The organism is Streptomyces sp. NPDC101227, assembly GCF_044767545.1.
Lineage (GTDB): Bacteria > Actinomycetota > Actinomycetes > Streptomycetales > Streptomycetaceae > Streptomyces.
In genome coordinates this window covers 191,688-205,967 of sequence record NZ_JBIWOD010000006.1, presented here as the reverse complement: position 1 = coordinate 205,967, position 14,280 = coordinate 191,688, and the positions used below count along the sequence as shown (strand labels likewise).

15 protein-coding genes and 1 pseudogene are annotated in these 14,280 nt (G+C 71.9%); 9 read left to right on the top strand and 7 right to left on the bottom strand.

What is annotated here, in order from left to right; genetic code table 11:
* Positions 1–3: 3 nt before the first annotated feature.
* The gene (locus tag ACIRPT_RS16055) at positions 4–813 is read right to left on the bottom strand and encodes a TIGR03084 family metal-binding protein (protein WP_403827415.1); all 810 of its coding nucleotides are present in this window, start codon (positions 811–813) and stop codon (positions 4–6) included.
* A gap of 182 nt (positions 814–995) precedes the next feature.
* Positions 996–1,475, bottom strand: a complete 480-nt coding sequence (locus tag ACIRPT_RS16050; protein ID WP_403827413.1) for a MarR family winged helix-turn-helix transcriptional regulator — start codon at positions 1,473–1,475, stop codon at positions 996–998.
* Between the two features lie 104 nt (positions 1,476–1,579).
* Here ACIRPT_RS16050 and ACIRPT_RS16045 point away from each other — a divergent pair, with 104 nt between their 5' ends.
* Together ACIRPT_RS16045 and ACIRPT_RS16040 are read left to right on the top strand one after the other, a co-directional pair.
* Positions 1,580–2,470 carry an NmrA/HSCARG family protein gene (locus tag ACIRPT_RS16045; RefSeq protein ID WP_403827411.1) on the top strand — a complete coding sequence of 297 codons (891 nt, stop codon included), beginning with the start codon at positions 1,580–1,582 and terminating at the stop codon, positions 2,468–2,470.
* Positions 2,467–2,898, top strand: coding sequence for a MarR family winged helix-turn-helix transcriptional regulator (locus ACIRPT_RS16040; protein WP_403827409.1), 432 nt, complete (start codon positions 2,467–2,469; stop codon positions 2,896–2,898). Before ACIRPT_RS16045 ends, ACIRPT_RS16040 begins: the two co-directional genes overlap by 4 nt.
* Before the next feature lie 106 nt (positions 2,899–3,004).
* Here ACIRPT_RS16040 and ACIRPT_RS16035 read toward each other — a convergent pair whose 3' ends face one another.
* Complete coding sequence (locus tag ACIRPT_RS16035) at positions 3,005–3,763, bottom strand: GntR family transcriptional regulator (protein ID WP_403827407.1); 759 nt, start codon at positions 3,761–3,763, stop codon at positions 3,005–3,007.
* Positions 3,764–3,994: 231 nt separating this feature from the next.
* Here ACIRPT_RS16035 and ACIRPT_RS16030 point away from each other — a divergent pair, with 231 nt between their 5' ends.
* From ACIRPT_RS16030 to ACIRPT_RS16020, 3 genes are read left to right on the top strand one after another with little or no spacing between them, the layout of a single operon-like run.
* A complete protein-coding gene (locus tag ACIRPT_RS16030; protein ID WP_403827405.1) occupies positions 3,995–4,312 on the top strand; it encodes a hypothetical protein in 318 nt (105 codons plus the stop codon).
* Positions 4,312–4,503 carry a hypothetical protein gene (locus ACIRPT_RS16025; RefSeq protein WP_403827403.1) on the top strand — a complete coding sequence of 64 codons (192 nt, stop codon included), beginning with the start codon at positions 4,312–4,314 and terminating at the stop codon, positions 4,501–4,503. The genes ACIRPT_RS16030 and ACIRPT_RS16025 overlap by 1 nt, the downstream gene beginning before the upstream one ends.
* Entirely contained in the window at positions 4,500–4,733 is a 234-nt protein-coding gene (locus ACIRPT_RS16020) for a hypothetical protein (protein ID WP_403827401.1), read from the top strand. Before ACIRPT_RS16025 ends, ACIRPT_RS16020 begins: the two co-directional genes overlap by 4 nt.
* Positions 4,734–4,769: 36 nt before the next feature.
* Here the strand turns inward: ACIRPT_RS16020 and ACIRPT_RS16015 are convergent, their stop codons facing one another.
* The gene (locus ACIRPT_RS16015) at positions 4,770–5,657 is read right to left on the bottom strand and encodes an EamA family transporter (protein ID WP_403827930.1); all 888 of its coding nucleotides are present in this window, start codon (positions 5,655–5,657) and stop codon (positions 4,770–4,772) included.
* A gap of 252 nt (positions 5,658–5,909) precedes the next feature.
* Here ACIRPT_RS16015 and ACIRPT_RS16010 point away from each other — a divergent pair, with 252 nt between their 5' ends.
* Positions 5,910–6,779, top strand: a complete 870-nt coding sequence (locus ACIRPT_RS16010; protein WP_403827399.1) for a LysR family transcriptional regulator — start codon at positions 5,910–5,912, stop codon at positions 6,777–6,779.
* Positions 6,780–7,196: 417 nt separating this feature from the next.
* Here the strand turns inward: ACIRPT_RS16010 and ACIRPT_RS16005 are convergent, their stop codons facing one another.
* On the bottom strand, positions 7,197–10,079 hold the full coding sequence (locus ACIRPT_RS16005; RefSeq protein ID WP_403827397.1) for an FAD-binding and (Fe-S)-binding domain-containing protein: 2,883 nt from the start codon (positions 10,077–10,079) through the stop codon (positions 7,197–7,199).
* A gap of 16 nt (positions 10,080–10,095) precedes the next feature.
* Entirely contained in the window at positions 10,096–10,611 is a 516-nt protein-coding gene (locus tag ACIRPT_RS16000) for a hypothetical protein (protein WP_403827395.1), read from the bottom strand.
* 176 nt (positions 10,612–10,787) lie between these two features.
* On the opposite strand from ACIRPT_RS16000, the pseudogene ACIRPT_RS15995 reads away from it, so the two are divergent.
* The 3 genes and pseudogenes from ACIRPT_RS15995 to serC all read left to right on the top strand — a co-directional run.
* Positions 10,788–11,921, top strand: a pseudogene (locus ACIRPT_RS15995) (RNA-guided endonuclease InsQ/TnpB family protein); the annotation flags it as partial.
* Positions 11,922–12,136: 215 nt separating this feature from the next.
* Positions 12,137–12,631, top strand: a complete 495-nt coding sequence (locus tag ACIRPT_RS15990; RefSeq protein WP_403827393.1) for a helix-turn-helix transcriptional regulator — start codon at positions 12,137–12,139, stop codon at positions 12,629–12,631.
* A gap of 86 nt (positions 12,632–12,717) precedes the next feature.
* Positions 12,718–13,836 (top strand): phosphoserine transaminase, encoded by a 1,119-nt coding sequence (gene serC / locus ACIRPT_RS15985; protein ID WP_403827391.1) that lies wholly within the window; start codon positions 12,718–12,720, stop codon positions 13,834–13,836.
* A 13-nt stretch (positions 13,837–13,849) separates the two neighbouring features.
* Here serC and ACIRPT_RS15980 read toward each other — a convergent pair whose 3' ends face one another.
* Entirely contained in the window at positions 13,850–14,272 is a 423-nt protein-coding gene (locus ACIRPT_RS15980; protein ID WP_403827389.1) for a winged helix-turn-helix transcriptional regulator, read from the bottom strand.
* Positions 14,273–14,280: the final 8 nt, after the last annotated feature.

Here is a 14,280-nt window from a genome sequence, read left to right as displayed (position 1 = left end):
CGGTCATCGGGGGCCGCCGCCCGCCGTCGGCTCACGGCCCTTGCCCGGCGGCCCCGCGAAGGCCTGCGCGATCCCGAGCCACCGCTCCGCGTCCGCCCCTTCGGCCCGCAGGGTCGGCAGATCGGCGCGATGCGCCCGCTGGGTGACCAGCAGACAGAACTCCAGGGCGCCCCCGGTCACCCGCTGCGCCGCGTCCTCGGGGCCGTACGTCCAGAGTTCCCGCCCTCCCGGCGCCCGCAGCTCCACCCGGAACTCCCGCTCGGGCGGGGTGAGGTGATGTACGGAGTAGGCGAAGTTGCGGGTGCGGGCGCCGATCCGGGCGATATGGCGCAGCCGGGCGGTGGGGATACGCGTCACCCCGAGCGCGTCGGCGATGTCCTGGCCGTGCGCCCAGGTCTCCATCAGCCGCGCGGTCGCCATCGATGCGACGCTCATGGGCGGCCCGTACCACGGCAGTTTCTCGCCCGCCGGCCAGTTGGCGAGCGCCTCCCACAGCGCCTCGCGGCCGGCCCGCCAGTCCCGGAGCAGTGCGCCGGGCGGCGTCCGCGCCCCGGCCTGTGCCCCTTCGTCGACGAAGGTGAGCGGCGCGGCGAGCGCCTCCGGTACGGCCTCGCGGGCGAAGCGCTCCGGGTCGGTGGCGGCGAGCAGCGACTTGCGGTCGGTCCAGGCGAGATGGGCGATCTGGTGGGCGAGGGTCCAGCCGTCGGCGGGTGTCGGCGTCGCCCACCGCTCGGCCGGGAGCCCGGCGACCAGGGCGTCCAGCTCCTCGCTCTCCTCCCTGAGGTCCGTAAGTACGGCGCCGGGTTCGGACACGCGACACTCCCCTCGTCGCGTCAACTGCCGTTCAAACAGGGCAGGTTGACGTCGGCGTACGGATGGACGGATGCGATGCGGTGCGGGTGCTGGAGCGAGCCTGGCAGCGGCGACAGAAACAATCAAGCACGCCTGCATGATTTTCTGCCACGGCGGCACCCGGCACGGGCCCGCCGCACCGCTCAGTCCGGCTTCGGCCTGTCGCGCAGGCGCCGCATCTGGGCGTGGCTGAGGTCGTTCGCCCGTCGCATGTGCCGGGTGATCACCTCCAGTTCGGCGTCGGTGTGGTCGTCGAGAAGCGCCTGCCAGGCCCCTCCGAGGTCGTCCCAGAGCGCGGTGACGCGGGCGAGGCGGTCCGGCACGGTGGTGACCAGCACCCGGCGGCGGTCCTGCTGGTCGGGGGCGCGGACCACGTAGCCGCCCCGTTCGAGCCGGTCCACCAGGCGCGTGGCCGAGCCCGTGGTGAGGCCCGTCATGTCGGCGATCTGCTTGACGGTGAGCGGTCCGGGATCGGCGGTCATCAGGCTCAGACACTGCACATCGGTCGGATGCAGGCCGAGGTGGTCGGCGACCGCCTGGTTGAACAGGACGTACGCCGCCAGATAGCGGCGGGACTCCATCGACAGCTCGTCGTACAGCCGGGCCCGATGCGGGTCCGTCATGGGGATCACACTCCAAATCGCTGCGCGGCGCAGTGAATTCTGGGCTACTCTGCTGCGTGGCGCAGTTGATGCGCCGTGCAGCTATTCTATCTCCTGGAGGAGCCATGCCCACCGTCGCCGTCACCGGAGCCACCGGCGCCCAGGGCGGAGCCACCGCCCGCGCCCTGCTGGCCGCCGGCCATCGGGTCCGCGCCCTCACCCGCCACTCCGGCTCACCGGCCGCCCACGCCCTGCGGGGCCTCGGAGCCGAGGTGCGCCAGGCCGACTTCGACGACCGCGCCTCGCTCGACGCGGCCCTCGCCGGCGCCGATGCGCTCTTCGCGGTCACCACCCCGTTCGGCGCCGACACCGCCACCGAAGCCCGTCAGGGCAAGGCCCTCGTCGACGCCGCGGCGGCCGCCCGCCTCGGGCACGTCGTCCTCACCTCCGCCGCCCACGCCGACCGCGGCACCGGCGTCCCGCACTACGAGAGCAAGTGCGCGGTCGAGGAGTATCTGCGCGCCTCCGGCGTGCCCTGGACCGTCATCGCCCCGGCGGCCTTCATGGACAACTACGCCGGCGGCTGGACCCTCGACGGACTGCGCGAGGGCACCTTCGCCTGGCCCATGCCCGCCGACCGGCCGCTCACGCTCATCCCCGCCACCGACATCGGCGCCTTCGCCGCGCTGACCCTCCAACGCCGCGACGAGTTCGCCGGCCGCCGCATCGACATCGCCTCCGACGAGTGCACACCCCGGCGCATCGCGGAAATCCTCACCGCCGCCACCGGCCGGCCGATCGCGCACCAAGAGGTGCCCCTGCACTACGTACGAACCCGGTCCGACGACCTGGCGGCCATGTTCGAGTACTTCACCACCGTCGGCCTCGACGTCGACGTCGCCGGGCTGCGACGCGAATACCCCGAGGTCGGCTGGCACAGCTTCGGCGACTGGGCCGCCCGCCAGGACTGGACCGCGCTGCTGTCCTCCACCTCCACAGAAGGGGCACGTTCATGAAACCCATCGGCTACTGGCTCAACCGCACCGACCAAGCGCTCACCCGCGCCATGAACGGCATGCTGGCGGAGTTCGGCCTCACCCGGATCGCCTGGCAGGTCCTCAACGTCCTCCGCGACACCCCCGAGGCCACCGCATCCGACGTCCGGTCGGCCCTCGCCGCCAACGCCGACGTCCGGACGCTGACGGCCGCCGTCGATGCCCTCCTCGCCGATGGCTGGGCGACCCGTCCCGCACCGGACCGGCTCGCCCTCACCCCGAGTGGACGTCAGCGGCTGGCCGGCGTCGCCGCGCGCGTCGATGCGTTCCGCGCCCTGTCCATGACCGGCATCCCGGCGGACGAGTACCGCACCGCCGTGCGCGTCCTGGAACGCATGACCCACAACGTCGAAAGCGCGACGGGCCGGGGTGATTGCAGCCGTGCGTGAGGTTCCGCTCGGCGCGTCCGATCAGATGTAGGGCGGCGCGCCACCTGGGCGCCGGAAGCCCAGCCCGGCAACTCCGTGCGGGCCATGGCCAGTCCGGCCGCCGCCGCTACGCCTCGACGTCGTATTCGAGCACGTACGCGGCCGAGTCCAGAATCATCTCGTTGACTTCGACAGGGCGGCCGCCGTCCGCGTAGGCGGTGCGGACGATGATGATCACGGGTGTGCCCATGCCGAGGCCGAGCCGGTCCGCCTCGCCCCGGGACGGCATCCGGCACCGGACCTCTTCCCGGAAGTGCACTGGCGCATGACCCAGTTCCGCCAGGCGTGCGTAGATACCGCCGGGCCCGGTGTCCTCCTGGGTGACCATCGAGCCGGTCACCAGATCGGCGGGAAGGAAGCTCGTGGCCAGTAGCACCGGCTTGCCTTCGAGGACGAAGCGGCGACTGCGCACGCACGTTGGTGCGTCCGGCTCGATACCGAGCACGCCCGCGATGGCCACGGGCGCCGCCGCTTCACTGACCGTGACCTGATCGACGACCAGCTCCCGGTCACCGGTGTCGGCCGACCAGATGGACCGGCCTTCTCCCCACTGCTCCCGCGCAAGTCGCTGAATGCCGCGCCGTCGCAGCGGCTGGAAGTCACGGACGAAGACACCCGCGCCCTTGCGCGCCTCCGCGACGCCTTCGTTCTGCAGCACGCCCAGTGCCTGGCGGGCGGTCATCCGGGCAACCTGGTGCGCGACCATGAGGTCGTTCTCGCCAGGCAGACGATCACCGGGGCCGTACTCGCCAGCCTTGATCGCGTCCTTCAGCGCCTGGGCAATGCGCTGGTACTTCGGCTGACGGCCGTTGCCCTTGGCAGTCATGCGCCCTCCTCCCTGATCTCTAGACACCCTAGTCCGTTTGTTCGCTCGCCCCTCACTTGATCACTCCACATCTCTAGAGAAGAAGTTGACATCTCTAGAGATGTAACGCTTCACTTGGTCACGGACACCATCCGGTATCGGACCGGGGCGTCCGGACATGGGCCATGAGCCGCGCACGAGCCCCGCGACGGGCAAGCGTCCGGGGGCGTGTCATCCATGGAGGTGGGAAACATGCTCCGCGCTATCGGAACGATCTTCGAATGGACGCTGCGCCGGTTACTGCCCTCGCGGGGCCGCCACCGGTCGGCCTACGCACCGCCCGCCGCGCAATGTGTCGACGAGCCGATGCCCGCGCCACTCCTCGTGCCCGCGCGTCACGCGGCGCTGCTGCGCGGCGAGGACTCGTACCTGATCCGTCCGTACGTCCTCACGTCCGAGGAGCGGCGGGAGCGCCGGGCGCAGCGCGGTCGCAGGCGGGTGTTGTGGCTGGCCGCGTGCGGGTACGACGCGGGTCCCCGATGGATTCACGGTGTGGAGGTGGGGGCCTGATGGCCCGCCTGTGCCGCCCCGTTCAGCTCGGGGAACCGGCGCCGGAGCCCGTGCCGGTCGTGGGATGTGACGTGTGCGGGGCGCTGGCCGAGCAGCGGGCGAGGGCGTACGCCGTGGGAGACCTGTCGAAGGTGACGGACTGCAACGTCGAGATGCGTCGCCACGCCCATACGCAGGCGGCGCGGGCATGAGCGCGAGCAGCGGCGGTGCGCGCCGCAGGAACGTGTCGTATCAGGACCCGCTCGCCGTGCCGCGTTCCGGACTCGTAGACCCCGGTTGCTGCCCGGGATGCGCTCTGCTGAAAGAGCAACTGCGCGAAGTCCTCTGGGCGCAGGACGGCCTCGCCTTGTGGGAGGTCCTCGACAACATGACGCGACACAAGAAATACGGGCATCCGGAAGAGTCGTCCCCTCCCCAGTAGACCGGGGCGGGGCCGTCGGCCCCGTCGCCGGTCACCTCAGGCGTGCGCCTTCCCCGCGCTCCGTACCGCCCCCACACTCGCCACCACGACCAGCCCGATGGCCAGCACCTCGGCCCAACCCAGCGACTGGTGCAGTACGAGGAACCCCGCGGTGGCGCCCGCGGCCGGCTCCAGGCTCATCATCACCGCGAAGCCGGACGCCGGAAGCTTGCGCAGGGCGAGCAGTTCCAGCGTGTACGGCAGGACGGACGACATCAGGGCGACGGCCGCGCCCAGCCCCAGGGTGACCGGGTTCAGCAGGGCGGCCCCCGCGGTCGCGATGCCGAGCGGCAGGCTGAGCACCGCCGCGACGGTCATCGCCAGCGCCAGCCCGTCCGCCTGGGGGAAGCGCTGTCCCGTACGGGCCGAGAGCAGGATGTACATGGCCCAGAGCCCGCCGGCCGCCAGCGCGAACGCGGCGCCGACGAGGTTGAGACCGTCGAAACCCTCGCGTCCCAGCAGCACCACACCGCCCAGCGCCAGCGCCGCCCACACCAGGCTCAGCAGCCGGCGTGAGGTGGCCACCGACAGGATCAGCGGGCCGAGGAACTCCAAGGTCACCGCGGCGCCCAGCGGGATGCGGTCGATCGCCTCGTAGAAGAGCGAGTTCATCGCGACCAGGGCGACGCCGAAGGCGAGCACCGTGGCCCAGTCGCCGCGCGTATGGCCGCGCAGCTTGGGACGGCAGATGATCAGCAGCACCAGCGAGGCGGCGACCAGCCGCAGCGTGACGACGCCCAGCGCGCCGGCCCGCGGGAAGAGCAGCACCGCCACGGAGGCGCCGAACTGCAGCGAGATGATCCCGCCGATCACCAGCGCCACCGACCCGATCCGCCCGCGCGCACCGGCCGCGGCCGTGGCCCCGGCCGCGGCCTCGGCCGTCAGCACCTCCGGCGACGGCGGCACGGGCTGCGGGATCCCGCCGTCGCCGGGGAACGCGGAGGCGGCCGTGGCGCCGGCGGCCGAAGCGCCGGACGCGGCGGCGCCGGGGAGAGCGGAGGTACGGGCGGGAGCGGAAGCGGGACCGTCGGATATGGGGCCGTCGGCGCTGCCATGGCTGGAATTCACATCCTCACGCTACGGCCCGCCCTTCCCGTCCGTGAAATGCCTTTTCCGCTGTTGTTATGCTCCGCACGCATGAGCATCGAGCTGCGACATTTCCGCTGCTTTCTGGCCATCGCCGACACACTCAGCGTGACCCGCGCCGCCGAACGCCTGCACCTGACCCAGCCCGCCGTCTCCCGTACGCTCCGGCAGCTGGAACAGGAACTGGGCGTCCGCCTCGTCGACCGCTCCACCCACCACCTCGCGCTCACCCCCGACGGCCTCACCTTCCGCGACCAGGCGGCGATCGCGGTCGGCGCCTTCGACCGCGCCCTCGGCCACGTCCGCGGCGCCGCCTGGCCGCTGCGCCTGGGGCACGCCTGGTCCGCCGCCGGCACGTACACCACCACCCTGCTCCGCCGCTGGCACGAGGAGCACCCCGACACCCCGCTCGAACTCCTGCGCATCGACGACCGCACGGCCGGGCTCGCCCGCGGCGATGTGGATGCGGCCCTGCTCCGCGGCGAGGTACGAGCCCCCGGCCTGGTCACCGAGCGGCTCACCACCGAACCCCGCGTCGCCGGCCTCCCCGCCGACGACCCGCTGGCCCACCGCGCCACCCTCTCCCTCACCGAGCTGGCCGACCGCACCGTGGCCCTGAACACCGTCTCCGGCACCACCACCCTCGACCTGTGGCCCGCGTCCGCCCGCCCGGCCAGCACGATCACCATCGGCAACACCGACGACTGGATCGCCGCCGTCACCGGCGGCCGCGCCGTCGGGGTCACCACCTCCGCCACCGCCGGCATGCACCCCCACCCCGCGATGGCCTACATCCCCCTCACCGACGCCCCGCCCGTCCCCGTGATCCTCGCCTGGCGCGACGGCCCCGGACACCCTCGTATCCCGGACCTGATCGCGCTGGCCCATGAGGTCATCGGCGGGGTGGACGCGGACGGGTGACGGTCCGGCTGCGCTTTGCCTGGGCCGAACGTTGTTGGCTGTCCCGCCGTGGGGGGGTGTTCGCCGTTGCGCCTGCGGCGGGCGTGGTGTTGTCGGGTGCGGTGACGGCCCTACACGGCTTCGCCGCTACGGTCCGTCCCCTCCCGTTGGTGGGGGGATTCTTGTGGGGGCGGGCGTTGTGTGTCCGTTGACCATGATCGGTCCACAGGGGACACCTGACCGCGTACGTACGCCCCCACCGGTCTTCTCCACCCTCAACGGGGAGGGGGCGGGCCGCAGGACGGAGTCCGGAGGCCCGGTCCCGCAGCCGAACAGCCCCGCGCAAGCGGCACCAGCCCGCCGCAGGCGCAACGGCGAGACACCCCCCACGGCGGGCAAGCCAAAAACATCGGCCCAGGCAAAGCGCAGCGGACCGGCTCAGGCCAAGCGCAGCGAACCGTCCAGCACCTCCGCCAGATGGCGGCCCCGGCGGCCGCCCAGCTGGTCGAGCTGGGTCCGGCAGGAGAAGCCGTCGGCGAGGATTTCGGCGTCCGGGCCGGCCTCCCTGACCGCGGGCAGGAGCTGGTCCTCGGCGCAGGCGACGGAGACGTCGTAATGGCCGCGTTCGAAGCCGAAGTTGCCGGCCAGCCCGCAGCAGCCGCCGCTCAACTGACCGGTGAGACCGGCCCGTTCGCGGATTGACCGGTCGGCGGCGTCGCCGAGGACGGCGTGCTGGTGGCAGTGCGTCTGGCCGGCGACGGGGCGGTCGATGCGGGGCGGCTGCCAGTCGGGGGCCAGGGTCACCAGGGCCTCGGCGAAGGTCAGGACGGAGGAGGCCAGTCGGGCGGCGCGCGGGTCGCCGGAGAGCAGTTCGGGCAGGTCCGTGCGGAGGGCGGCGGCGCAGCTGGGTTCGAGGACGACGAGGGGGTGCCCGTCGCGGAGCAGGGGGGCCAGGACGTCGACCGTGCGGCGCATGACGGCGCGGGCTTGGTCGAGCTGGCCGGTGGAGACGTAGGTGAGGCCGCAGCAGAGGGGGCGGTGGCGGCGGGGCATCCGGCCGGCGGAGCGCAGCGGTGCGGTCGGGGGGAGGAGGGGGCGCAGGCCCGCCGCTTCCAGGACGCGCACCGCCGCCCGGCCGACCTCCGGGGAGAGGTAGTTGGTGAAGGTGTCGGGCCACAGGATCACGGTGCGGCCGGCCGCCGGGGTCCGGCGGCGCCACCACCAGCGGGTGAAGGGTTCGGTGGCCAGGCGCGGGATCGTGCGCTCGGGGGCGATGCCGCCGAGGCGTTTGGCGACGGCGGCCAGGGGCGTACGGGCGAGGGCGTTGACGACGGGGGCGGCCGGGGCCGCGGCGTGGAGCCACTGCGGCAGGCGGCCCATCGCGTAGTGCGCGGCGGGGCGGATGCGGCCCTCGTAGTGGTGGTGCAGGAATTCCGCCTTGTAGGTGGCCATGTCGACGCCGACCGGGCAGTCGCTGCGACAGCCCTTGCAGGAGAGGCAGAGGTCGAGGGCGTCGCGCACCTCGGGCGAGCGCCAGCCGTCGGTGATCACCTCGCCGGCCAGCATTTCGTGCAGGAGGCGGGCCCGGCCGCGGGTCGAGTGCCGTTCCTCGCCGGTGGCGCGGAAGGAGGGGCACATGACGTCCGTGGCGGCGGGGCCCAGGGCGGCCGTACGGCATTTGGCCACGCCCACGCAGCGGCGTACGGCGGCGGAGAAGTCGCCGTGGTCCTCCGGATAGCCGAATTCCACCGGGATGGGACGCCTCGGCAGGACGTCGAAGCGGAGGTTCTCGTCGAGGCGGGCGGGGCGTACGAGCATGCCGGGGTTGAGGCCGGCGGCCGGGTCCCACAGGTCCTTGAAACGTCCGAACACCTCGACGAGCTCCCGGCCGTACATCTTCGGCAGGAGTTCGGCGCGGGCCTGGCCGTCCCCGTGTTCGCCGGAGAGGGAGCCGCCGTGGGAGACCACCAACTCACCCAGGTCATAGGAGAATTCGCGGAAGCGGCGGATTCCGGGATCGCTCATCAGGTCGAAGTCGATACGGATGTGGATGCAGCCGTCACCGAAGTGGCCGTACGGGGTGCCGCGCAGGCCGTATTGGGCGAGGAGGGCGCGGAAGTCCCTCAGGTACGGGCCGAGTTGGGACGGCGGAACGGCGCAGTCCTCCCATCCGGGCCAGGCCTCGCCCCCGTCCGGCGTGCGGGTCGCCGTACCCGAGGCGTCCTCGCGGATCCGCCACAGGGCGCGCTGACCGGCGGGGTCCGCGACGACGGTGTGGTCGGTGGTGCCGTCGGCCGCCGCCCGGCTCAGCGCCTCGGCGCGGGCGGCGGCCTCCCCGGGGCTCGCGCCACCCATCTCGACGAACAGCCAGGCGCCGCCCTTGGGGAGCCCGGCCGCGTCGCCGACCAGGTCGGCGGCCATGCCCTCGACGGTGAGCGGGCGATGCGGGAGGAGGGTGTGTGCGGCTTCGGCGGCCGCGCTCTCGTCGGGGTAGCCGAGGACGGCGAGCGCCCGCGCCGCCGGGGTCTCCACCAGGCGCACGGCCGCCTCGGTCAGTACGCCGAGGGTGCCCTCGCTGCCGGTCAGGGCGCGGGCGAGATCGGTGCCCGCCTCCGGCAGCAGGGCGTCCAGGGCGTAGCCGGAGATACGGCGCGGGAGGTCGCGGGGGTAGCCGGTGCGAAGGAGCGCCAACTCCGCGTCCACCAGCGCCTTGACGCCGTCGCGGAGGCGGGGCGGCAGGCCGGTCGGCGCGCCCGTGGAGTCCGTGCCGCGTCCGGCCCGTACCCGCTCGCCGCCGTACGTCAGCAGCTCCAGCTCGCGGACGCTGTCGGCGGTGGTGCCCCAGGCCACCGAGTGGGAGCCGCAGGAGTTGTTGCCGATCATGCCGCCGAGGGTGCAGCGGCTGTGCGTGGAGGGGTCGGGCCCGAAGGTCAGGCCGTGGGGGGCGGCGGCGGCCCGCAGGTCGTCCAGGATGACGCCCGGCTGGACGACGGCGGTGCGGGCCTCGGGGTCGAGGGATTCGATGCGGTGCATATGGCGGGTGAAGTCGAGGACCACACCGACGCCGGTCGCCTGCCCGGCGATGCTGGTGCCGCCGCCGCGCGGCACCACGGGTACGCCGTGCTCCCGGCACACCCGCAGCGCCGCCGCGACGTCCTCGGCGTCCCGGGGTGCGACCACCGCCCTGGGCACCCGCCGGTAGTTGGACGCGTCCATCGTCATCAGCGCCCGGTCGGCGGCGGCGAACGAGACCTCGCCGCGTACCGCCGCCGTCAGCTCGTCCGCCAGGTCCCGCTGCTCCGTCTCCGTACGATCAGCCATGCCCCCAGCCTGCCCGTCATCGGGCGTCGGATGTGTGGTTCGCCCCGCCCGCGAAGGGATGGAAGCGGAAGAGGTTGCCGGGGTCGTGGGCGGCCCTCAGGTCCGTCAGCCGCCGGTGCAGGTCCGCTCCGTGGAGGCTGCGCGCCACCTCCGCCGCGTCCGTCCGCGTCCGCTGCTCGCCGAACAGGAAGTTCACATTGCGGCCGATCCGCCACGGCGCGACCGCCGCCAACGCCTCGTCGTGCAGCGCCCGTACCGTCGGAAGCTCGGCGCCGTCCGTGGGCGAGAGCACCGAGAGCGCGAAGCGGGCGGCGCGATGGCCGACCGCACCGGTGGCGGAGTCACCCGCCAGCGCGCCGCCCAGGTGCCGCAGCTGGACCACGACCATCATCGGCGCCGCGGGTCCGCTCAGCGCGGCCACCCGGCGCAGCGCGGCCGCGTCCAGGCCGCTGAGCAGCGCGTTGTCGCCGTTGTAGGCGTGCGGGTCGCTGGGGTCCTGGTGGATGGTGTGGGATCGGCAGCGGGGCTGCACGCTTGGCCCGCCGATCGCCACGCGTGGTCGCCCTTTCAGGCCCAGGCGAACACAGGCAATCACGTTATAACAACAGTCCACCACTAATGCCGCATCCAAGAGCAGAAGGTGGCAGATTTCCCCTTAGTTTCGATCTCTCCGCGCCCGCCGTAAGCGAACGGTCGTACGGTCACACTGTGCAACTTCGTTACGCATTCCGCATCGAGCCGGGGCCAGGTCAGCGTGTCGCGCTGAGCCGGGCATTCGGATGTGCGCGGGTGGTGTTCAACGACTGCCTAAGGGCGCGGCGGGACGCGCACGCGGCGGGTCTGCCATATCCGGGGTCCGCGGTGTTGTCGAAGCAGTTCATCACCGAGGCGAAGAAGACCCCAGAGCGTGCATGGCTCGCCGAGGTGTCCGCCGTGGTCCTGCAGCAAGCCCTGCGCGACCTGGACGCCGCGTACACCAACTTCTTCGCGAGTGCCAAAGGCGCTCGCAAGGGTACAAAGACCGGTGAGCCGCGGATGAGGTCGAAGCGGGACAGTCGTCAGGCCGTACGGTTCACCGCTAATGCCTCGTGGTCGATCACTGCGGACGGAAAGCTGCGCCTTCCCAAGATCGGTTCCGTGCGGGTGCGCTGGTCTCGGCCCCTGCCCTCGGCGCCGTCCACGGTGACTGTGATCAAGGACTCGTCCGGCCGGTACTTCGCGTCGTTCGTTGTGGAGACAGACCCCGCTGACGAGATCCTGCCATCGCTCGATACCGATCAGGGCATAGACCTGGGGCTGACGCACTTTGCCGTCATGGCGGACGGCTCCCGGAGCAGGTCGCCGCGGTTCCTGCGCCGGGCGGAGAAGAAGCTCCGCCGCGAGCAACGACGCCTGTCGCGCAAGGCCAAAGGCTCGAGGAACCGTGACCGGCAGCGGGTCAAGGTCGCCAGTGCCCACGCCAAGGTGGCTGACGCGCGCAAGGACTTCCACCACAAGCTGTCCACCAAGCTGATCCGCGAGAATCAAGCCATCAGCGTGGAGAGCCTGAACGTGAAAGGCCTTGCCCGCACCCGCCTCGCAAAGTCCGTACACGACGCAGGATGGTCAGCGTTCGTGGGCATGCTGGAGTACAAGGCCGCCAGGTACGGCCGAATCCTCACCAAAGTAGAGCGGGCCTTCCCGTCCTCCCAGGTGTGCTCCGCATGCGGACACCGCGACGGACCCAAACCCCTACAGATCCGCACCTGGACCTGCCACAAGTGCGGCGCCCGCCACGACCGCGACCACAACGCGGGCAAGAACATCAAAGAAGAAGGCCGTCGCATACGAGCGGCGGCCTCCTGAGACAGCACCATCCACCCCCGGACCGGGGGCCCCGCACTGGCGATAGTGCGGGTAAACGCCTGCGGAGCGCATGTAAGACCCGGATCCGTCCTGGCAGAGCGCACAACCCCCACCCACGTGGGAAGGAACCAGGAACCCACCTCAAGGCGAACCGTGACAACGGATGCCAGGGAGAGAATCGCCCGCGTTCACGCAGGCGAGGAGGTCAAACCGTGGATCCCTACGGGCTGGTGGCGAAGGCCGGCACCTGGTACCTCGTCGCCGACCGGCGCGGGGCGCCGCGGCTCTTCCGCGCGGACCGGGTGGCGTCGGCGACCCTCACCGACGCCCCGGTGCGGCGCCGCGCGGGCGTGGAACTGGCGGAGGTCTGGCGGGAGCTGCGGCGCGGGGTGGAGGAGCGACCGGCGGGAGTCCGGGTGACCGCGCGGATCCGGCCCGAGCGGCTGGATCTGGCCGTACGGATCCTGGGTCCCGCGCTGACCGGACCGCCCCGGACGGGTGACCCCGAGGACGACTGGGCCGTCATCGAGCTGGCGTACCCGGTGGTCGAGGCCGTCCGCCAGCTGCTCCAGTTCGGCGACACCCTGGAGGTGCTGCACCCGCCTCAGGCGCGGCGGGTGATGGCGCGCGCGGCGGCCGCCCTCGGCGAGATGTACGACGGGGAGGACGCCGGACCACGGGATGATCGTCCGAGCCGCCGGGCGTGAGCGGCCGTCTCACCACACGACTCGCCGTCATCTCATCCGGTGGACGCGCCGCCGGACCCGCCACCGCGACGGATTAGGCTGCCTCCGTGGCTGATATCCAGATTCCCGCCGACATCAAGCCCGCCGACGGACGCTTCGGCGCGGGCCCCTCCAAGGTGCGTACGGAGGCGCTCGGCGCCCTGGCCGCCACCGGTACCTCTCTCCTCGGAACGTCCCACCGCCAGGCCCCGGTCAAGAACCTGGTCGGCAAGGTGCGCGACGGCGTACGCGACCTCTTCCAGTTCCCCGAGGGCTATGAAGTCGTCCTCGGCAACGGCGGTTCCACCGCGTTCTGGGACATCGCGACGCACGGCCTGATCGAGAACAAGTCCCAGCACCTCTCCTTCGGCGAGTTCTCCTCCAAGTTCGCCAAGGCCGCGAAGCTCGCGCCGTGGCTGGCCGAGCCCACCGTCATCTCCGCCGACCCGGGCAGCCACCCGACGCCGGAGGCCGAAGCGGGCGTGGACGTCTACGCCTTCACCCACAACGAGACCTCGACCGGCGTCGCCGCGCCGATCCAGCGGGTCGCGGGCGCCGACGCCGGCTCCCTGGTCCTGGTCGACGCCACCTCCGGCGCCGGCGGCCTCCCCGTGGACATCGCCGAGACCGACGTCTACTACTTCGCCCCGCAGAAGTCCTTCGCCTCCGACGGCGGTCTGTGGCTGGCGGCGTTCTCCCCGGCCGCCCTGGAGCGCGCCCGCGCCATCCACGCGTCCGGCCGCCACATCCCGGAGTTCTTCTCGCTGCCCACGGCGATCGACAACTCCCTCAAGAACCAGACGTACAACACCCCCTCCCTCTCCACCCTCTTCCTGCTCAATGAGCAGCTGGAGTGGCTGAACGGCCAGGGCGGTCTGGACTGGGCGGTCCGCCGCACCGCGACCTCCGCGCGCAACCTCTACGGCTGGGCCGAGGACTCCAAGTACGCCACCCCGTTCGTCACCGACCCTGCCAAGCGCTCGGCGGTCATCGGCACGATCGACTTCAACGACGACATCGACGCCGCCGCCATCGCCAAGGCCCTGCGCGCCAACGGCATCGTCGACACCGAGCCGTACCGCAAGCTCGGCCGCAACCAGCTGCGTGTGGCGATGTTCCCGGCGATCGACCCGGCGGATGTCGAGGCGCTGACGGCTTGCATCGATTACGTCATCGAGAAGCTCTGACGGTCGCCGCGTTTTACGCATGAGGAGAAAGGCCCCGGCAATTTCTTGCCGGGGCCTCTTCGTTGTCCGCTCCGGCCGGCTCGTCCCGTACACGTGCCGGGGATCCGTGGGCGTCCAGATACCGGCGGCCCCAGGTGTCGAGTTGCGCCGCGATGTCGCGGAGGGAATGGCCGGTCTCCGTCAGGGAGTACTCCACCTTCGGCGGCACCTCGGCATAGACGGTACGTACGACCAGGTCATCGGCCTCCATCTCGCGGAGCTGGCGGGTGAGCATGCGCTGGGTGATGCTCGGCAGCGCCCGCCTGAGTTCGCCGAAACGCAGGGTGCCCTTTTCCAGCAGCAGATGCAGCACGGCTAATTTCCAGCGCCCGCCGAGTACTTCCATCGCGATTTCAACGGCGCAGTATTCCTGGGTGTTCCGGACATCGCCTCGCACGGCGCCTT